We start from the raw sequence: 20,934 nt of genomic DNA, 5'->3' as shown, positions 1-20,934 counted from the left end.
AAACAAACCTTACTTTAAAGATTCTATAAATTGCTCTATTTTTTGAAAGCCTGTAAAGATAATCAGCTAAAAGGACATTTCAGTATAAAGCATAAAAAAAGTCATTTCCAATCTAATATTGAAAATGACTTTAAGATACTCAAAGGTATCATATATCTATAATTTTTTATGATTGTCTAGCACCTCCTTTTAAGCCAATACATTGTCAAAGGTACCAACAAATAGATTACTGTTGTCTCAAAAGAAATTATCTTAAAACTTGATTTGATCGGCAGTTACCTCTTTTCCATCTATAACTAACTTGTATTTAGACAAATCCACCTCTCCTTTGTATTTAGAAGTAGAGATCACCTTAACTTCCATATTCAAATCTTCTTTAATTGCCTTCATTTTTTTAATCATCTCGGCAGCCTCCTCAGCATTATTAGAGCGAGCAGCAATTGTTTCTGTATTGATTTCTTTAGACAACATACCTGCATCATTCAAAGCAAAGTACCCCGGTGTCTTAACCGTAATATTAATCTCTTCTTCTAGGTCTTTTCCACCAATTGTAATAGACTTAGACAAATTAGGTGCTGAAACTATATACACCTCTCCATCTTTTCCACCATCAATTGAATAACGACCAGCTTTTACCAGTTGTCCTAAAATTGCATCTGGAACATTTGCCTTAATTTCTAACTCTACTCGAATAGTACCTTCGTCCCATGGTGCGGACTCCATTCCTTTGTTTTTAATGTCAATTTGTACATTAGGACAATCTTCAGGATTTAAAGTTTTCACCAAAGTTTTGTCAGAGTCTTGAGCAAAAATAGTAGATGTAGTAAAAAGAAGAGCGAATAAAAAAGAAAATACTTTCATGTTGTTGAAGTTTTATTTTTAGGAATGGTCAAAAATAAGTTATTTAGGTGTGGATTTTAGCAGGATAACAAGAATAGCATTCCTAACATTTAAATCTATTCTCATCAAAAAAGGGGCTCTTTCTCTATTAAGCAATTGTTATAATAGAGAAAAAAAATGAATTGAAAAAATTATAATTGTTAACTTTTGCAATAATTAGCTAGGCTGCTACTTCGCAGTCGTTGAAACTATGCAGTAGCAGCGTAACAAACTAGTGCTTTTGCTAGTGGCGTTTTTATTAGTCCTCAAAATCATTCAATGACATTCCACCAATAATAATATCTCCATACATAGCTTCCACTTCTTTTAGAGTAGAGTTTGGAGTCAATGTTTTTTTCTTGCCTTGAATAAAACCTGCGTTGCCTGCTTCTCCTTCTTTAGAAAGTGCAGGATTAGCTTTGCTTGCTTCGTTATCCTTTTGGGCATCTTTAGATTTTTTATACACAAAGCGATATTGTACGTCCACCTTTTCTTTAATTTGACGCATTTCCTTAATCATCTTTGTTGCTTCTTTCATATTTTCTGATCGACCAACAACAGCTTCCACCATTCCTCCAGGGAAATTCTTCTGAAGTACTCCTTCCGAAACAGCATAATATCCAGGCGTTTTGATAAAAATTCGAACATGATCGTCTAAATCTGTCCCACCAATAGAAACGGCTTTATCTAGGTTTTTAGCTTTAATAATAAATGTCTCGCCATCAATTTCAGAAGACAACGTATAACGCCCAGCTTTTACTAATTGTGCCAAAACAGCTTCTGGAAAATTGGCTGTAATCTCTAATTCAACACGAATAAACCCTTCATCCCAAGGTGTAGACTCAATCCCTTTGTTTCTAAAATCAAAGTTAATGGATGAAGTTCCCTTAGGATCCATTGTTTTTACTAATGTTTTGTCAGATTCTTTTTGTGCAAACGTGGTACTTACAGTTAATAATAGTGCAAGAAATAGCATTGCTTTTTTCATACTTAAGATATATGTTTTTTATTTTGGGTAAAAAAACGACCTCTAGAGAAGTTCTGTTTCTAAAACGATAAATGATGTATAATATTGTTTTTTATTATAGACATTCACTTACAGTCATTTTGTTATTGTATAGTCAATATATTTGACCTTTTATGTTCTTACATTTTTTTGACACTACAGTTTAACGAAGAAGAGTCAAAAATGATTCCGTTTTTTGTATTTTATTATTTTTTTTCTGGTGGTATAATTGACTAATCCAGCTAAAGAATTTCTGCTTTATTCATAACCAACTGTATATTAGTCCCTATCTTTTCTTCTAGATAAATTTCACGTGTTCCTACAATTCGTCCCAAAAGAGCCTCTGAGGTGTGGCGAATGGTTACTAATTTTAAATTTTCTGTTTTTTCAATTTCATAGTCCATTTCCAAATCAGCTACTAATGCCTTTATTTTTTCAGGGTCATCATTCACACAAACAGAAAAAGCTAATGCTGTATTTTGAGTCATATTTACTTTAATGCGATGTTTTGCCAATGCCTCAAAGAGTTTTGCAAATTTGGTTTCATCAACAAAGAAAAAATCTTTAGAAATTATTCTTAGCAAAGCCTGTTCCTTCTTAACAACAATCATTGGAGGGTATTGAACCAAATCAAAAGCCCCTATTACCGTACCTTTTCCTTCGGGATGCACAAAAGACTTGACATACAAAGGAATTTTTTTATTCTGTAAAGGACGAATAGTTTTAGGATGAATAACTTGTGCTCCATAATAGGTCATCTCAATCGCCTCTGAATAAGAAAGTTGTTCGATTAATGTCGTATCATCAAATAACCGAGGATCTGCTGTCAACACACCTGGTACATCTTTCCAAATTGACATATCTTGCGCATTCAAACAATAAGAAAAAATAGCTGCTGTAAAATCAGAACCTTCTCGTCCTAAAGTAGTTGTAAAATTCTCTGTCGTTCCTCCCAAAAAACCTTGCGTTATAACCAAGCCTTTTTTTAATAAAGCTGGCACCGTTGCTTGAATGGCTCGCTCTGTTTCTTCCCAATTTATATTGGCATCTCTATAAGTATTGTCTGTCTGAATACAATCTCTAACATCCAACCAAGTTGTTTTTAGATTTACTTCATTAAAATAAGCACTAACAATGGTTGTTGATAGCAACTCCCCTACGCTTACAATCTGATCATACAGATAATCAAACTCATCCTGTGGCTCTTCCTCTAGTATCCATTGCAAGTCAATAAAAATATCATGTATCTCACTATAAACAGGATGATCTGTATTATCAAACAAACCTTCAAGCAAGGCTTTGTGATGCTCCTTTACCTTATTTAAACACGCTTCCATCTGTTTTATATCCCACTCCCAATAAGCCTTCAAAACCAATTCCATTGCATTGGTGGTCTTGCCTGAAGCTGAGATAACAATAGCTAACTGGTCGTTAGGAAAACGACGCACAATACTGGCTACATTTCGAATTGATTCAGCATCTTTGATAGATGCTCCTCCAAATTTAAATACTCGCATTTTTAAATTAGTTTGTACGATTATTCGCCCGCTAAAAAATCAAATTAAATCAGTTATTGCAGGAGCTTCGTTTCACGAGTGCTACGCAATTGATCATTAACGGACTATTAATGATAGAATGTTTAGTAAAGCAAAAAAGTCACCTTTCGATTTACCTAATATTTTTGCCTGTTACTTAATTAAATTAATAACTCTCATCAACCTATTTAAAATTGATGATGTAGGCACTTTAGTAAATAGTTATGATCACTATTCCTTAAGACTACTCAAAGATAGATTTAATGTATAAAGTCTCAATTTTTTCTTACATTTTTGAAAAAAAAAGCCCGTACAGATTTTAATTCATTACAGTCCATCTTATAAAAAGAAGCATTAATCTTTTTCTAGTATTTATTTGTAGAATTGATTGTAATAGCGTTAAGAACTTTGTTACTTTTGCTTAAAAATTTGTTATTCGCTTGTAGAGGATAAGGCATACCTGCTTTTTATTTTTAGATTTGTGTTACCTTTATATTTTTTTTACAATAAGTTTTTTTTCTTTAAAAATACTGAAAACCAATTCTGTACCCAATAGAATAGTACTATCAAATAGTATCTATTTTTTAATTCCTTTTAATCCCATATGGTGAACTATAATAGCTTTGCAAACTCAAAGCTTCAACATAAAAAGAAACAAAAAATTAAGTGTGTCAATAAATTATTGCTTTAGAGTTATGGAGTCAGAATAAGGGATTTGAAGATCCTTATATTTGGCATATTTTTAGAATCAATAAATAACATTTGGGGATTTTTTGTATTGAGAAAGAACTACGAATAGTATTATTTTTTCATTTTAATCAATTCAGAGGGTCATTCTTAATCATGCCTAATCGCCCATTTGACATAATTTTCTTGTAAAGTATTCATAAACTAAAAGTGTTTTTTACTGTTATCATTCCAAAAGACAAAGACCAATTTGTATATGTATAAAATATCAATCATACTACTTTCAATCATACTTGTTGTTATCTCTAATACTTGTGCAGCACAAGAAACCCAAGTTATTTATTTAGAAAACCCATCGTTTGAAGATCAGCCGCGTCCTGGTCGTACTCCTGATGGATGGGCAGATTGTGGTCACAGCCAAGAATCTCCTCCAGATGTTCAGCCTTATGGTGGATTTAATGTAACACGTCCTGCCCAAGACGGTAGAACTTATATTGGCTTGGTTAGTCGAGATAACAAAACATGGGAAGCCGTGGCGCAACGATTGACAGATCCACTAAAGCAAGGCTCTTGTTATAAATTTAGTTTGCATGCTTGCAAATCACCAATTTATATGAGTCCGACACGTAAAAACCAAAGTCAACCTATTAATTTTAACAAAGGCTTAGTTTTGAGAATCTGGGGAGGAAACAGCTACTGTGATCGAGCAGAATTGTTAGATGAATTAAAAGATCCTATTGATCATGTTGATTGGAGAAGTTATGACTTTGAATTTAATCCTAAAGATGGTGATTATAACTATATTTGTATCGAAGCATACTACAAAACACCTACTTTTTCTTGGTATAATGGCAATGTATTGATTGATAACGCTTCTGAAATTTTTTCTTGTGAAATTCCAACAGATCCTATTGCTATCAACGAACCAATAGATAATACACCTCCCAAAAACAATCCTAAACCACAAGATAAAACAACCACTCCCAAAGAAGATCCTTTGGATAAAAATAGGAAACCAAATGTTTCGGCAGAGAACATCAAAACAATAGATAAAGGAAATTTTGAACCCGATAACATTAATAGCAAAGACATAAAGGTAGGACACAAATTCCGCCTAGAAAAACTTTATTTCCCTGCGGACTCTTCTTCAATTACCAATAACGGAGAAAAAGTGCTTATAGAACTCTATCGATTCTTAAAAGACAACCCCAATTTAGCATTAGAAATAGGCGGTCATACAAATGGTTTGCCTCCTGATGACTACTGCGATCGTTTATCGACACAACGTGCTAAAAATGTAGTCAATTATCTGAAAAGAGAAGGGATTAGCTTGGATCGAATGAGTTATAAAGGCTACGGTAAACGACAACCAATTGGCGACAACAAAACCAAAGCTGGGCAAAGGCAAAACCAACGAGTAGAAATCATTATTACAGATATTTCGGTGCGCACCAATAACAAGTGATATTAGTGCGCTTGCACCTCACTAACAAGCAGCCCTGTTAATCTTTGATTAACAGGGCTGCTCTCTATTATTCATATTCAAACTTCCTACTTGATTAATTTAACAACCGAATTAGCCAAGGGCAGTGTGCGGGATTCGTTTCCTTCTTTGTATTTCAAATCAACCACTACCTTTACTGTATGCTCTCCTGCTTTTAATTCTTGGATTTTTGTTCTAAATTTGGAAGTACTGTTCGAATCTCTTCCCCACAACACAATAGGCAAAGAAGTCTCTTTTTCACAAATAGAAGCTGTTAATTCTACATCAACAGACTCTATCAATACTCCATCTATATAATAGTGCGTTGTGTACGAACATGATTTGCTTTCCCCCACACCTCTATTCAGATTTTGAATAGATTTAGGCAGGTAGATACGACCATAAACGGTCTCTTCTGTTGTTTTAAACGTCGATTGAAGCAGCTTTTTATCCACATCTTTGATTGGAACAAATTGAGTCGACCACAAAATATTGGTTACATTCTCTTGATGCAAATCATCTATCAAACCATTGTCTTTAACGGGTTGATACATTGCAGGAATTTTAGTTCCATACAAAGGCAACAAGGCATTTTCACCAACTGTTAGATCAAAGCTTCCCGTTGCCAAAGGCGTGGCTAGATCATAAGGCTCTTTTTTATCCTTCATTACATACAATGCCACTTTTATGGAATGTGTATGAACAGGCAGCGCACGTGCGGCAACCGCTCTCATCCATGTAACAAGTGGATTATTTTTTTGAGACAACACATAAAGTAATAAATCATCTTTAGGTCCCCAACTATCCTTATAGTCCATTGCCAAAGCATGGAATTCCTTCATATTAACACTTAAAGCTACATCAAACTCATCAATAGAAGCAGCTTTAGTTGATCCTAAGGCAAATGCATCTGTCAAGAACTCTAAGCCATCAAAGTCTATCTTAAGCACCCCATAGACATCTTGACCGTCCCCTTCTTGCTCTTTGATCAATTGCTCTAAAGGCTGTTCTAGGCTAATTCTTAAATATAAGTCATCCTCAACAGGAATTGTTTTTTGAGCTTTTGTACTACGGAATTCATTATGTGCTGTAATTTGTTGTCCTACAGAAGAAAACGCCAATAACAAAAAAAGAAAACTGCAAGCTCCAAATTTTAGCTTTTGCATAATTATGGTTTTATATAAAATTCGATATACAATTTTAGTAGTTCGTTGATTATTCCCTGTGGTCATGAGGTCGCAAGCTTAGTTACCTGCGGTGCTACTTCGTGGTAGCTCCTTGCGGTCATGAGCTCGCACAGCTCGGTTCGCTGCTACTGCGTGGTTTCAACGAACTATTGCAAGTTACTAGGCAACAATTATTTTAAGTAATTCTTTAACATAAATATATGTAGCTCCACGATATAGTTTGGTACGTTTCTTTTTATTGCTCAAAAGCAAATTGGACAATATTAGCCCCCATTTGAAGTGCTTTGGTACGCATTTCTTCGGTATCGTTGTGCACTTCTTGATCTTCCCATCCATCACCTAAATCTGTTTCATAACTATAATAACAAACCACTCTACCTTCCCATATCAAAGCAAATCCTTGTGCGGGTTTGCCATCATGTTTATGAATTTTAGGTATTCCCGTTTTAAATTCAAACGTCTTGTGATAAATTTCGTGCGTAAAAGGTAGCTCTACCCAATCCAATTCAGGAAAGACTTGTTTCATTGCGATACGAACAAAAGGATCCATACCATAATTATCATCAATATGCAAAAAGCCCCCAGACTGTAAGTACAATCTCAAATTTTCTGCATCAGCATCCGAAAAAACGACGTTTCCATGCCCAGTCATGTGCATAAAAGCATAGTTAAAAATCTCTGCACTTCCCACTTCAACAGTTTCATAATTAGGATCAATATTCGTGTGCAATTTTTCATTGCAAAATTTCGCTAGGTTAGGCAAAGCGGTTGGATTGGAATACCAGTCCCCTCCTCCGTTGTATTTTAATAAACCAAACTTTAGTGCAGGAGCTTCCTCCATCGGTTTAAATGAAAAAGAAATACCTATGGCGATCATGATTACCAATAAGCTTATATATTTCATATTCTATATTTTTAGTCGTTCTCTAATTATCTATATGCTGTTTTATTGTTTCAACAAACTAATTGTATTCTAGTTCTTTAGCAATTTCGCCCTCAATGCTCTACAAAAAGCATTCAAATAATTCCTAAACTAAAAAATCTTAGCAACAATTTGTGTTTATTACTAAGATTTTAATTTTTTTCTAACAGAGTTATTGTTTTATTTTTTGGCATAAACCAATTTATAATCTGCTTGAATTTGTCCTTTCTGAATTTTATCCAAACGCTTTTTCACAAAACGCTTTTTTAAAGGTTTCAACAAATCTACAAATAAAATGCCCTCCAAGTGATCGTATTCATGTTGAATAACACGCGCTGTAATTCCATCAAAAATTTTGTCTTGCAATTCAAAATTGGCATCGTAATATTCAATTCTCACTTTGGGTTTTCTAGAAACGTTCCCACGCACATCAGGTATACTTAGGCAACCTTCTTCGTATTCCCATTTTTTGCCAGACTCATCCAAAATGATTGGATTGATAAAAACTTCTTTAATAAATTCCTCTGCTTCCTCTTCTCTATCATCGGTATCCAACTGCTCCGTGTCTACCAAAAACAAGCGAATGTTACGACCAATTTGAGGTGCTGCCAAGCCCATTCCTTTAGAATGATACATTGTTTCAAACATATCTTCTAATAATTTTTCTAAATCTGGGTAATTTTCATCAATTTCCTCTGTTTCTTTTCTTAAAATAGGGTGACCGTAAGCGTATATTGGTAATTTCATTTTTTTGTACTAATTTTCTAGAAAGAATAACCTTATTTTGGGAATCTTGTTTTTTACAACGTCCAAAATAGACTGCAAATATAAGAACATTTTTGTTAGTGACAATTTGTCCATTAATTATTCCATCAAAACAAAAGATAAGTTATAAAAATAAGAGACTTAGACGAGGTACAAAGAAACAGTTCATAAAGTACCACATAGTAGTAACTAAGTAAGTGGGCAGAAAAAAATATAGCTAAAAAATAGACTTATTTTTAGTGCTAATCGAAGAGAAACAGTGCAGCTTTAGCGGGCTAAAGCAAAATGCTTCGATGAAGAGTAGTGCAAAAAGAAGGTTATTTTTATATAATTTTTTCTGAGCGATTACTTATGCTAAACAAAACGAACATTTATGATAAAATCACACAATATTACAGCTATAATTCAAAGTACATCGAAGGGAGGTGCTTATATTGAAATCCCCTTTGATGTAGAAGAAGCTTTTGGTGCAAAGCGACCTAAAGTAAGTGTACTTTTTGAAGGGCAAGAACCCTATAGGGGTACACTCTCTCGAATGGGAACAGTTAATCACATTCTAATTGTTAGAAAAGACATTCGAAACAAACTCAATAAGGAAGTTGGTGATCATATACAAGCCTCAATATCACTAGACACTGCTCCTAGAGTGGTAGAAGTTCCTCCTGAACTACAAGAAGCATTTGCAAAAGCTCCAAAAGCAGCGGCTTTTTATCAACAACTTTCCTATACTTGCCAAAAAGAATACGCCAACTATATCAATCAGGCTAAACGAGCAACAACCAAAGAACGACGCGCCTTAAAAACTATAGAATTATTAAATAAAGAAATAAAAACTCCTTTCTAGGTTTAGTAGTCGACTGAAATGCGTATCTTTGCAAGATTATGAAAGAAGAAAAAATAATCAACAACGAAGTTTATCTCCTACAAACCTTTATCGCTGACCCTGGACAAGAACCCATTCGACTTGATAAGTTCTTAATGGGCAGGCTCGAAAATGTAACGAGAAATCGAGTGCAAAAAGCCATTGATGATGGTTGGATCATGGTGAATGGGAAAAATATCAAAAGCAACCACAAGGTCAAACCTGGGCATAAAATTACCGTCCGCTGGAAAAAACAAAAAACAGAAGGAGGACCAACTCCTCAAGAAATGGAGTTGGATATTCGCTATGAGGACAACGACTTTTTGATTCTGCACAAACCTGCGGGATTAGTCGTTCACCCTGGCATTGGTAATGCCGATGGAACCTTAGTCAATGGCTTGGTGCATTACCTAAAAGGGCTTCCAATTACTCAGGACAACGAGCGACCTGGTATTGTGCACCGAATTGATAAAAATACCACTGGATTAATGATTGTCGCTAAGACAGAAGAAGCTATGTCGAATATTGCTAAACAATTTTTTGATCATAGCATCGAGCGGCGTTACCAAGCATTGGTCTGGGGAGATATTGAAGAGGACGAAGGCACGATTACAGGCCACATTGATCGCCATCCAAGACATCGCAAATTAAGACAAGTTTATCCAGATGGAGAACGTGGAAAACACGCTGTTACCCACTACAAAGTTTTGGAACGCTTTGGTTATGTTACCTTAGTAGAATGTCGATTGGAAACAGGTCGTACGCACCAAATCCGTGTTCACTTTAAACACATCGGACATCCTTTGTTTGGTGATGTTGAATATGGTGGTGATAAAATCGTTAAAGGAACTGTATTTAGCAAGTACAAACATTTTGTTTTAAACTGCTTTAAGCTACTCCCTAGACAAGCACTTCATGCCAAAACAATTGGTTTAATACACCCGTCTACGGGGCAGTTTGTTGGGCAAGATTCTGAACTTCCAGAAGACATGAGTGCTGTTTTGGAACGCTGGCGAGCTTACACGCAAGGAAGATTGGTATTAAAATAGCTCTTTTAGTAAATAGTAGTTCGTTGATTAGTTCGCTACGCTCATGAGGGCGCAAGCTTAGTTTTTTACTTTTTTACCAAAAAGATAAAAAAGCACATTTATATTAGTTTGATAATCAAATTTTTAACACAAAACACAACAAAGACATAACCTATTAATTATCAAACTAATAAAGTTTAGCTGCGCTGCTACTCCGTGGTTTCAACGAACTATTGAGTAAACCCACATTTGGCAAATCATGTGGTAGTATTAAATAACTAAAATTAATAGATGACCATTTAACTGACCAAAGAATCAAATAAATTATTATGAAAGCAATATTTTCACTCTTTGTATTATTAATAGTAAGTTACTCATTTACTAGCTGTAGCGAAGACATTCGATCAAAAGACGAAGAACGCATCCAACAATATATTCAAGATAACAACCTTACGGTTATTGAAGCACAAGATGGATTGTATTACACCATGGATGTTGTGGGCACAGGAGATCAACCAAGTGGTGTTTACAGCACGGTCACGGTTCACTATACCGGTAGACTGCTTGATGGAACTGTTTTTGATAGCTCTATTGGGCGCAATCCTTTTACAAACCCGCTAACCAATGTTATTAAAGGGTGGCAATATGGTATTCCTTATTTTAAAGTTGGGGGAAAAGGTAAATTATTGATTCCTTCCCACTTAGCTTATGGTTCTTCGGGTTCGGGTGCTATTGGACCTAACGAGCCTTTGGTTTTTGACATCGAACTACTCGCTGTTCAGAATTAAGTTGATGCTTATTTAAAAATATTACTCCGTTAATTTTTTAAAATGCCTAGGTTCTTTGTGATAAGAGCAGCCTAGGCATTTTTTTTTTACTAGAGTCCTTTTTGACACTACCTACAACACACTATCTTCCACCTCTTTCCAAGTCCAAGCGGTAACAAGAATTATAACAAGCAAGAGAATTTCAATACTTGCAATTATCAGATAATGCCATGCGGTATCTCCTCCACCAATAATATATAATATTGTAAATAATGCAGCTCCAATATTAGCCCGACGATTGGCAACAGGGCGTAAATACCTTGAAAGAAAAACCATGATGATGGGAATGTTGGTCAAAATAGCTGCTATCGCCATGATAAAATGTACATCTCCTGGTATATCTAGAATACCTCCATGCACAAGTTCTATTATAATGCTATAGATATCTGCATAAATCATATTGAATAACAAAATCATCCACAAAGTCGAAAGCTTAATTTTTACATCCATTGTTCTATATTTAGTATTAAATTCTAGCTTCGTTAGGTCTAATTTTTAACGAAGTACTGTTAAATAGAACAATGATAAGGGATCATTTGGTCAAATAAATTGACTTGAGTTAAGAACGCAATTTATTTATCATTAAGTCGTTTTCGAATGCGGCTCAATGATTCTGGCTTAATCCCTATATAACTGGCAATTTGATATTGAGGGACTCTTTGTAATAATTGAGGTTTCGTTTTAATCAAATGCAAGTACCTTTCTTCTGGAGTTGAGTTAAACATCTTAGCAAAAGCGACTTGTTGATTGGCAAGTTCTTTTTCAGACAAGATTCGGCATAGTGTTTCAAATTTCGGGAACTTTTGAAAAATGGTTTGTTCCATTTGAGGAGTTGAAACCAACACAACTGACGTTTCTTCACAAGAAATATAATACGTAGAAGGGCTCTGATTAATTAAACTTTCTGGCGTAACACCTTCTTCCTCCATATAAAAAGCGGTTGTTTTTTCTTCCCCTTCGTCCAAATAATAGCATCTCAAGCAGCCTTTAATAACAAAATAAGCTGCTTGAGCAAATGCTCCTTCATGAAGTAAAATATGTCCTTTCGGATACGTTCTAAATAGATCAAAATCCAACAAAGCAACTTTCTCCTCTTCTGTCAATACGATGTGTTTGGCTAAAAATTGAAATAAGGCTGCTTCCATAGTATCTAAGTTTAAGGGCGCTCAAATAAAGCAATACTTTCGATATGGGCTGTATGAGGAAATTGATCGGCCAAACAAAATCGCTTTAGCTCATAACCAGCTTCCATCAAGGTTGCTGCATCTCTAGCTTGTGTAGAAGGATTGCAAGAGACATATACAATAGATTTTGCCCCCAACTCAATAATTCGTTGCAAAGCTTTGGGAACAATCCCTCCTCTCGGTGGATCCAATACAATCGTTCCAATCTTTCCTTTGTATTGCGGATAATCAAACAAGAACTTGCGCACATCTGCGGCATAAAACTGAATGCCGTCAATACCATTTCGTTTGGCATTTTCTTTTGCATCTTCAATCGCTTCTGCTACGATGTCAACACCAATCACTTGGTCAATATTTGAATCATTGGCTAGTAATTGGGCAATTGTCCCTGTTCCGCAAAACAAATCCATAGCAACAGCATTGGTTGTTCCCGAATGCTCCATCCCTGCTTGAACGTATTCGATTACTTTAGAATATAATTTTTCAGCGCATTTAGGGTTTGTTTGAAAGAAACTTTGCATGCTAATTTCAAAATCCAAGCCCAAGATGTTTTCTACAATTTTTTCTTTGCCATACAACAGTGTCGATTGTTCCGCAGGTTGTTTGGCGACATCTCCAATTTCATCGTTAATCGTATGAATAACTCCTGCTAAGCGTTCGCCTAAAATCCCTTTTAGTAAATCAACAAAAGCCATTTTATCAAACTGCTCTAATTTCGAGCTGGTCGTTACCAAATTAAACAACAACTCATCATGTGCATAACTCTTTCGAACGACCAAAAATCGAAAGAAACCTTCACTTTTGGCAGGATTCCAAGGTGGCAAATTGGTTTGTTCACAATATTGACGAATTGAAAGCATTGCCCCTTCAAATTGTGCATCAAACAAGCCCGAATCTGCTTCCAAATTTTCGACAGCCCACCATTGTCCTCTCCGTTTGAATCCCAATGCAAAGCCTTCCGACTCTTCTCCTGTTCCTAACTCTGAAACTAGCGTAGAAAAAGAATATTCCATCTTATTTCTATAATGCCATACAAGTGGAGAACTGATGTAAGTTTCGTACAAATCCTTAATTTCCTCTATTCCACTCAATCGCTTGAACATTTCCAAGGTAGAAGACTCCTTGTATTGCTCCTGTTTTTCGATTGGCAACCTAGCAAAAGGAGCACCAGGAATGGGTTGGTAAGGCAAATCTATTTCATCCTTGGAGGGCTGCACCACTTTTATCAATTTACACTTTGCAAATCGCTTTTTCTTTTTAACAATTTTTGCATGAACCAATTGCCCAGGTAAGCTATTTTTTACAAACAAAACATAATCTCCATGTTCTGTTTTTAATTTAGCCAAGCCCTCACCACCAAATGCAACATCCTCAATTTGAACGTTTTCTAAAATCGCTCCTTTTTTTATTTTTACTGTATTTGTATCCACTCTTTATAATTCTATAGTTTTTTTGCTAATCTATTTTCTTCCCTAAGCTTTGTTTGGGAGTAGCAAAAATAAGCAATGCGCGCTGAATAAAAAATAAAAGTAGAAAGTAGTCTCTTGATATTGTAAGAATACCAGCTACTTTCTACTTTTATTATCAACTAAATTTCAAATTAATGTTCTACAACATCAACAATGCCAACGTTTTTTTAGAAACACCAAACAATTAAGAATAAGCCGTTCCAACAGCTTCCAACTTGTCTAATTTTTCAGATTTTTTCTGAATTTTTTTCTTCATAACATGTTGCTTAATACCGTTGCCCGTAAATTCTTTTCCATGTTTAGTGTAGCCAAACTTTGTATAAAAATCTAAGGCACCTACATGAGCATACAAACGAATTTCTTTATAGCCCTTTTCTATCAACAACTTTTCAATAGATTCCAAAACATCTCTTCCCACTCCAATTCCTTGTAAATCCTTGCGAACAACAACCTGACGCAGCAAACAAATTTTACGCTTGTTTAGAAATTCATCTTCCTCTTCACAAACCTTTGCTACAATGGCACCAATTAAAACATGTTGCTCATTCTGAACCATCAAATGTACATCCTTGTATTCCTCTGCAAAATCTTCGATTGTAATTTCAGCATTAAGAGGTTCATAAAGCGTTTCAATACGCATGGCTACCAACTGATCGTATTCAGGGGTGGCAAACATAACTGATGTAATATTCATAAGTACTTAATTTTAGTAAGTAGAAAGACAAAATTAGTAACAAAATATAGACAGCTTTTGTTTTTCTACTTATGTCTATGATTACTTAATATAAGTAAGAAAGCAGAATTAGTTTAAATTATAGTTTGTATTAGATTTTGAGTTTAGAATAGTCAAAAAACGAAACTTTAATGCACGAAAGCTTTAGACCAAGATAATTTCAAAAATATTGCTACTTTTTTCGATCTCTTATTATTTCTTCTCTACTAAATATACAATTTACATTCGTGAGAACAGAAAAATATAAAAAAAATATCTCAAAGGGAATTTTTTTTAACCAATGCCCGTTTAACTATTAGCTTGTTTATCAAAGACTAAAAGAAACACAATTATTTTTTTGTTTTTTTTATTAAAAAATAACGACATTCTTTTTCTTTTTTTGACAAAAGCGTGTATATTTGCAATCGCTTAATAAAACAAGCACAACAAAACGGTTCGATAGCTCAGCTGGATAGAGCATCTGCCTTCTAAGCAGACGGTCGCAGGTTCGAATCCTGCTCGAATCACTTAAAAGTCATCTAGTTTATACTAGATGGCTTTTTTTGTTTTACTCCAGTTCCTCATATTAACGCAATAAAAAAGTCTGTTCCATGCCTTCTAAAAGCATCAAACAGACTTACATTTTATATCCTAGTTCTTGCCCTTTCGCAAGATTGTGCGGTTCTCAATATTATCACACAAAAACTATGGATTAAAATCTTTGATAATTTTCATCGCAGCGGCGTGTCGATCGTTTAAATCTTTGGCAGGAATTGTCATTAAAAGTGCTGCTGCTGTTTTCCAATATCCCTTTCGGGCAATTTCTAGCGCATAATCCTTCATCCCATATTTTCGATTAGCTGGCGTCTGCTTTTTAAACATTTTATAGGATGCTTCTAACAATTCCAAATCTAAATATAGCTTTTGCAATTCACTAGCAGAATAACGATCATCTGCCTTACTTTGATTAGCCAATGTATTGGCTTTTTCCAATAAGTTGTTCGCTTGATCTTCCTTGCCCAATCGACTGGCAGCCTTCGACAATTCAATACAGAACTTTATCGTTTCTTGAACAACCATCTCCTCTTTTGTCACCAAATCTATAGCTTGATTCAAAATTTGCAGTTGCACCTCGGTGTTATCTGCTGGGCATTCTAACAAACCAACCAAGTAAAGTACTCGGTTACGAACATCGCTTATTTTTTCTGAAGTTAACAACCCATCATCAACCAAACCAAGATTAGATTTTGTTCTTCCCAAATCCTCATAATAACGATCTTTATAATAAGCATTGGTCGTTGTTGTATAATTTAGAACACTTTCCTTAGCTTTTTCAGGATTGATATAACTCATCAACTTTAAGTACTCCATTACGCTACCATCGTATCCTTTGGAAGCTTCCATTTTTGTTAACAAATAATCCGTCCCTAACTCTTTCTCGCCAACTTCTATATATTTTTGAATCAGCAAAGCTTCACAATGGCTCGTGCTCAACCCTGGAAATTTCTCCATCCAAGCAATCGCTTCTTGATACCGTTTTTGTTCTAATAGCGTTTCAAATCCTTTATCTAGCAAGTCAAATTCATCAATCTTGCCACATTTCTGAATCCCCAAATCAAAATATTCCATTGCCAAATCTAAATGCCCCAAATCCATTAATAACAAAATAAATTGCACTTGATAGGAACTAAACCATCCCTCGTTCCAAGGACCATTCGACATAACATCCATTGCCTTTTCATGTTGATGGCACAGAAGATAACTAGTCGCCAAGTGGGTATATTTTTCAAAGGTATTCGATTCCTTTTCTATTTTTTGATACGATAGGTCAAAATATGTTTTGGATGTTTCGCTTAAACCTAACAAAGCTGCGGCGGCTGCCAATGGTGCATAAACAAAGGTAGCAGCCCAATCATTTCGATCTTTTTCAGGCATATTTTCTAGCGCATTGACACCCTTTTCAAATGCTTCTTTTGCCAAATCAAGCACCCCGTTTTGAGCCAAATCAACAGCTACAAAACCTAAATTCGACACCAACACATAAGGTTCAGAACTGGCAGCAGCAATTTTAATAGCTTTTTTATACGCACCTATCTTAATCAATTGACGAGCAATAATACCATTGTGTTTGCTAATGTGATAATGCCAACCTCCTTTCAATTCCGCCAAGGATTTTTGGTGTACTTGTACAATATCCAACAAGGATCCTCCTTTAGAAAAAGAGATGCCCGCCTTTTTCGGTTTGGTTTTCTTAGGAGCTTTTATAAGTGCTTTTTCTTTACTTGTCAATCCCAGCTTAGGATCTTCTTTAGCTTCATATAGCGTTGTATACAGATGCTTTTTACTGCCCCAACAATACGACCAAGCATATTTATTTTCATATACATACGCCAAATGTTGATCTAACCCATCTACATTCAAATCATTGCCGATTACGACTCCTGTTGGAACAACTGCAATCCACTGCTTCCGCCCCTTATCATCTAAAGGGTAATTAGGAACCACATCGTATTTAATCGAGAAATCTTTTTTCCCTACTTGAAGCGGCCTTGCTTGGTCATACAATGCATTATAAGCCTTCGTTTCCTGATCCTTATCACAAGATTGGATACACGTCCCATCTTCCTTATAAAAAGAAATCCCATAGGCATTTACGCCTACAATTGTATTCCCCCAATAAATCCCTTCAGCGGTAACAGCAAACTCACTAAGCAAAGATTGCCCTTCGATAGACCAGACTTGTGCTTTCCCTGACTCTAATAAAACCACAAGTTTGTCACCTTTTTGATTGAATTGAACACTTCTAAGTTCTGAATAAGATGCTGCTTCTTTGAGTACATTATCATTAAGAGTCCATCGAGCAATTTGCTTTTCTGCCTCATAAACCAACAATGTTTTTTCGCCATAGACCACACACCGTTGAGCTTCTTCTGAAAACTGTATTCCTTTAACACTCATTAAGCAACTAGTTTTAGAGACAATCTCCCCTGTTTGGATAGTTGCCCAAACCAATTTGTCAGAGTCTTGATAAACCATTCTATCATTGCACGCACTAAATCCAACAGGTTGGCTGATAGATTTCAACCAAACAACTTGTTTGGAATCCAAATCTACCCCATATACCTGATTTTGGTGGTTATAACCATAAGCAAACCGACCATCAGGGGTCGTTCTACACCATTTGTAAGGTTGCAAATCGTTTCCATTAAGCAAGGGCTTGATATTGGCTGCTAATTTCATAGACATCCACTTGGCATTATCCTCATACGTGTTCTGCCTTTTGTTGGAGGTTATTGCTAGAGGAATTTCAGAATTGTGCCAACAACTAATGACAAAAGCATCTTTGTTTCCTTGCCATGTCCATGCTGGAGGTCTTGACCAACCATTTGTTACTGATGCCGCTGCCAAAGGGCTAGAAGCATCTGAAAAAGGGTTTAATTTTGCTACAGTATTGGTATTTAAACCCGCACCAATGTATCGACTGCTGGCACTCCATTGAAGCATATCAGGATAATCAGGCCAACCAATACCACCATAAGACTCTTTTAACAAATTCACACAACGCCCAGTAGCCGTTTCCCATATTTGTACCGTTCCATCTTCTTCATAATTATCTCCTACCCAAGTTCCAACTGCCAAATATTGCCCATCTGGACTCATAGCAAAACTGTTTATTTTTTCTTCGTGTGCAAAAGAGTGTCTCAGCAAAGCACCAGACTCCAACATACGTTCTGTAAAATATTCGTGTGCAGCTCCAACACCATCCTCTATTGCTATCGTTTCTAGTGCACTTCGTAACCTTAAGAATAACGGAACATCCAACGTTTTCCAATCCATAGATTTCAAAAAACGAAACACTTCTTTTTCTGTTGGAGTGCCACTCAAAATACTAGTATTTGTCTCTAGTGTACTGCTTGCTTTTTTTTCTTCTTGTTTAAGTTGTAACAACGAAGATAAATCAGTCTTCAAAATTTCTAACTCCTCTGTTGCCGCATATAAGATTCCTGTTCGACTAAGTGTAGCGGTTGTAATCGGTTGTTTTAAATTGGCAATTTGCTTCAAAAAGTATTGTTCTACCTCCAATACATACACATTCCCTAGTTTATCAACGATTAGTAATTCTGATAAGTAATCTTTTTTAAGAACTGTCTTAATCGTATCCAATGCCAGATCAAAAAACAAGGAAGTTGTAGATTTTCCATCCCATAATTTAATTTCATTATCCGCAATAGACAATACTAGAGAACAATTAGGGAACGTATGTAATACTTGAATTCCCTTACTATGCGCATTTTTAATCACCAAAGAAGCTTTCTTTTCCCCCATCGTCCAAAATTCCAGTGTTTTACCTTGCACTACAACAAACTCATCGTCTTTCCAGAGATAAGCCTTTACATTTTTACTTGGCTTAAAAGCCTGTAATTCTCTCCCCGAGTGGCTCCAAAGTTTGGTCATTTTCTTTTCTCTCGAAAAATAACCTGAAGTAGAGAGCAATCTTCGTTCGTCAAAATCGATACTTTCAAACAAACCAGATAAAATAGGTGTTTCTTCTCCCGTTTTTAGATCGAACCAAGCATAAGTACCTCCATAATTTTGGTATCGACGCTTGAGCAAAAGTTTGCCCGATGCTTTTTCAGCGACAAAAGATTCTATATCCAACGCATGTTTTACGGAACCATCTGCCTCAAAACAATGCGCTATTTTCCCTGCCATTGTCCACAATTCATTTTGTGCATCATCAACATACAACGTACGACACGCGGCTGTCAATCCTTTCGATACCAACAAAGGCTCTCCCGATTCCAAACCAATTGGTTGCAACCTATTTCCCGCAGACTGATACAATGTTTCCGGTCCTCCAAAAGCAATGTTTGCCCAAAGTGCTTCATTCGTTTTTACCCAAGCAACCGAAGTTTCTTCTACATTCCATAAAATAATATCTACTCCTGCTACTCGAATTGCCAACCACTTATCATCTCTCGATACCTCAAAAGACAAAACGCCCCCACTGCTAGAATAATTCACCAATTCTTGGAGCAAATTGCCTTTTTCGACTTCCCATAGCTGCGCTTTTGTTTTATAATTAGCCGCTGAAACAGTATATAAAATTGTTCCTGTAGCGTTGAACTTTACTGCTATTCCATTCAATCCATGCGCTTTGGCTTCAAACTGAGCGACCTCATTGCCATCCATATCCATGATCAATATTTGCTCTGAACCTTCTCGACCACCGTATTCAATAAACGCAATTCGTTGACTAGCCGCACTAACCACCGTTCCACTAGAATTATTATGATTTTGCGGAGAAACTAAAGTTTTTAGTGTATTAAATTCATAATCTAGCAACATAAATCCCCCCGTATACCCCAAATAAATGTAGTTCTCATCCACATCTATATCACCAAAATAGCCTTTTATCGGTATTTCAATTAGCTGTTCTCGAATAAGCTCTAGTTTGTGTTGAGCACAATCAAAAAGATAGATATGGTTATCTCGATAAGTATCTTTCTTATAAATCAACAATTGTTCAGAATTAGGCACTGCTTGGACAAAAAAGGAACCAAAAAAATGCGTACTTTCTGCAAATTCATATTGGTCTAACAACGTTCCATCTAGTTGCCACAAGTAAAAATGATTCCTACTGGCTGTTACTACAACACCTTTTTGTTCATAATAATAGATATGCTCAACTTCCGCTTCGTGCTTAAAAATCGTATCGTTAAAAGGAGTATTTTCTAAATCTAAAGCAATAATAGGCATAGCAGGGTCTTCATAGCCACTCTTCTTTTTTTTAATAATTTCTCTTTTAAAAGCTAGCAATGCTTTTTCTTCCGTTTTGAGGTCTTTCTTAGTCAAGCGACCTTTCCCTCCAATTTTTCCATTTTGAATGGTTAGAAATTGTCCATCTAATTCTATTTCCCAAAACTTAGAAGATTTTCCTTGCTTATTTTCTAGATATTGTTTCATAAGGTGTGTTTATTTCTTTTTTGTGCTATTGATTGGTTTGTTTTGTTTTTTTAATACTACGTTCATTTTCTAGTTTAATTATCAAGTTTTTAAACCTAAAGCAAACAAAATTATGTCTTGCTAATAATCAACTACGAAGCCCCATGCAACACCACGTAGTAGCAGCGTATAACTAAAAACTCAGTGCTCATGAAGTACCACGTAGTAGCAGCGAAGCTAAACTAATACGATTTTCCAACGGAGTAATGATTTTTAGTTATCATATAACAATTAGCGAAACAATAATAAACTTTTTGAAAACAAAAAGCAAGATCTAAAACTATTTTGATTATACATTTGCTAGAATTGTAGTTTATATTTTTCCTTAACCTCTATCTATCCAATAAAAAAGCAACTATCCTACTCAACTAAAAAAACAACC

The 20,934-nt window shown here is 35.5% G+C and carries 15 protein-coding genes and 1 tRNA gene; 5 read left to right on the top strand and 11 right to left on the bottom strand.

The annotated features are described in order from the left end of the window. Positions 1-252: 252 nt before the first annotated feature. The 3 genes from CG11_RS23640 to CG11_RS23630 all read right to left on the bottom strand — a co-directional run bounded on the left by CG11_RS23640 (position 253) and on the right by CG11_RS23630 (position 3,402). Complete coding sequence (locus tag CG11_RS23640; protein WP_052599328.1) at positions 253-861, bottom strand: hypothetical protein; 609 nt, start codon at positions 859-861, stop codon at positions 253-255. 277 nt (positions 862-1,138) lie between these two features. Further along, complete coding sequence (locus CG11_RS23635; RefSeq protein ID WP_052599327.1) at positions 1,139-1,867, bottom strand: hypothetical protein; 729 nt, start codon at positions 1,865-1,867, stop codon at positions 1,139-1,141. A 260-nt stretch (positions 1,868-2,127) separates the two neighbouring features. After that, entirely contained in the window at positions 2,128-3,402 is a 1,275-nt protein-coding gene (locus tag CG11_RS23630) for an aspartate kinase (protein ID WP_052599326.1), read from the bottom strand. A 961-nt stretch (positions 3,403-4,363) separates the two neighbouring features. Here CG11_RS23630 and CG11_RS23625 point away from each other — a divergent pair. Beyond that, positions 4,364-5,572 carry an OmpA family protein gene (locus tag CG11_RS23625; protein WP_052599325.1) on the top strand — a complete coding sequence of 403 codons (1,209 nt, stop codon included), beginning with the start codon at positions 4,364-4,366 and terminating at the stop codon, positions 5,570-5,572. 86 nt (positions 5,573-5,658) lie between these two features. Here the strand turns inward: CG11_RS23625 and CG11_RS23620 are convergent, their stop codons facing one another. From CG11_RS23620 to def, 3 genes are all read right to left on the bottom strand, one after another. After that, on the bottom strand, positions 5,659-6,756 hold the full coding sequence (locus CG11_RS23620; protein WP_052599324.1) for a hypothetical protein: 1,098 nt from the start codon (positions 6,754-6,756) through the stop codon (positions 5,659-5,661). Positions 6,757-7,012: 256 nt separating this feature from the next. After that, the gene (locus tag CG11_RS23615; RefSeq protein WP_368667164.1) at positions 7,013-7,618 is read right to left on the bottom strand and encodes a DUF4159 domain-containing protein; all 606 of its coding nucleotides are present in this window, start codon (positions 7,616-7,618) and stop codon (positions 7,013-7,015) included. Between the two features lie 261 nt (positions 7,619-7,879). Then, positions 7,880-8,446, bottom strand: a complete 567-nt coding sequence (def, locus tag CG11_RS23610) for a peptide deformylase (protein ID WP_052599322.1) — start codon at positions 8,444-8,446, stop codon at positions 7,880-7,882. 391 nt (positions 8,447-8,837) lie between these two features. On the opposite strand from def, the gene CG11_RS23605 reads away from it, so the two are divergent. From CG11_RS23605 to CG11_RS23595, 3 genes are all read left to right on the top strand, one after another. Further along, positions 8,838-9,308 carry a YdeI/OmpD-associated family protein gene (locus tag CG11_RS23605; protein ID WP_052599321.1) on the top strand — a complete coding sequence of 157 codons (471 nt, stop codon included), beginning with the start codon at positions 8,838-8,840 and terminating at the stop codon, positions 9,306-9,308. A 38-nt stretch (positions 9,309-9,346) separates the two neighbouring features. Then, entirely contained in the window at positions 9,347-10,375 is a 1,029-nt protein-coding gene (locus CG11_RS23600) for an RluA family pseudouridine synthase (RefSeq protein WP_052599320.1), read from the top strand. A gap of 308 nt (positions 10,376-10,683) precedes the next feature. Continuing rightward, on the top strand, positions 10,684-11,142 hold the full coding sequence (locus CG11_RS23595; RefSeq protein ID WP_052599319.1) for an FKBP-type peptidyl-prolyl cis-trans isomerase: 459 nt from the start codon (positions 10,684-10,686) through the stop codon (positions 11,140-11,142). Positions 11,143-11,253: 111 nt separating this feature from the next. Here CG11_RS23595 and CG11_RS23590 read toward each other — a convergent pair whose 3' ends face one another. From CG11_RS23590 to CG11_RS23575, 4 genes are all read right to left on the bottom strand, one after another. Continuing rightward, the gene (locus tag CG11_RS23590; protein ID WP_052599318.1) at positions 11,254-11,631 is read right to left on the bottom strand and encodes a DUF6326 family protein; all 378 of its coding nucleotides are present in this window, start codon (positions 11,629-11,631) and stop codon (positions 11,254-11,256) included. A gap of 122 nt (positions 11,632-11,753) precedes the next feature. Next, complete coding sequence (locus tag CG11_RS23585; RefSeq protein WP_052599317.1) at positions 11,754-12,326, bottom strand: Crp/Fnr family transcriptional regulator; 573 nt, start codon at positions 12,324-12,326, stop codon at positions 11,754-11,756. Between the two features lie 11 nt (positions 12,327-12,337). Further along, positions 12,338-13,795: a 23S rRNA (uracil(1939)-C(5))-methyltransferase RlmD gene (gene rlmD, locus CG11_RS23580; protein ID WP_052599316.1), complete on the bottom strand. Its 1,458-nt coding sequence runs from the start codon at positions 13,793-13,795 to the stop codon at positions 12,338-12,340. A gap of 223 nt (positions 13,796-14,018) precedes the next feature. Further along, entirely contained in the window at positions 14,019-14,528 is a 510-nt protein-coding gene (locus CG11_RS23575) for a GNAT family N-acetyltransferase (protein ID WP_052599315.1), read from the bottom strand. 471 nt (positions 14,529-14,999) lie between these two features. Here CG11_RS23575 and CG11_RS23570 point away from each other — a divergent pair. Then, positions 15,000-15,073, top strand: a tRNA-Arg gene (locus CG11_RS23570). A 178-nt stretch (positions 15,074-15,251) separates the two neighbouring features. On the opposite strand, the gene CG11_RS23565 is transcribed toward CG11_RS23570, so the two are convergent. Further along, on the bottom strand, positions 15,252-20,513 hold the full coding sequence (locus CG11_RS23565; RefSeq protein ID WP_052599314.1) for a WGR domain-containing protein: 5,262 nt from the start codon (positions 20,511-20,513) through the stop codon (positions 15,252-15,254). Positions 20,514-20,934 lie beyond the last annotated feature (421 nt).

This window comes from Aureispira sp. CCB-QB1, from assembly GCF_000724545.1.
Lineage (GTDB): Bacteria > Bacteroidota > Bacteroidia > Chitinophagales > Saprospiraceae > Aureispira.
The sequence above is the reverse complement of the archived record's forward strand: the minus strand, read 5'-3'. Positions and strand labels throughout refer to the sequence as shown.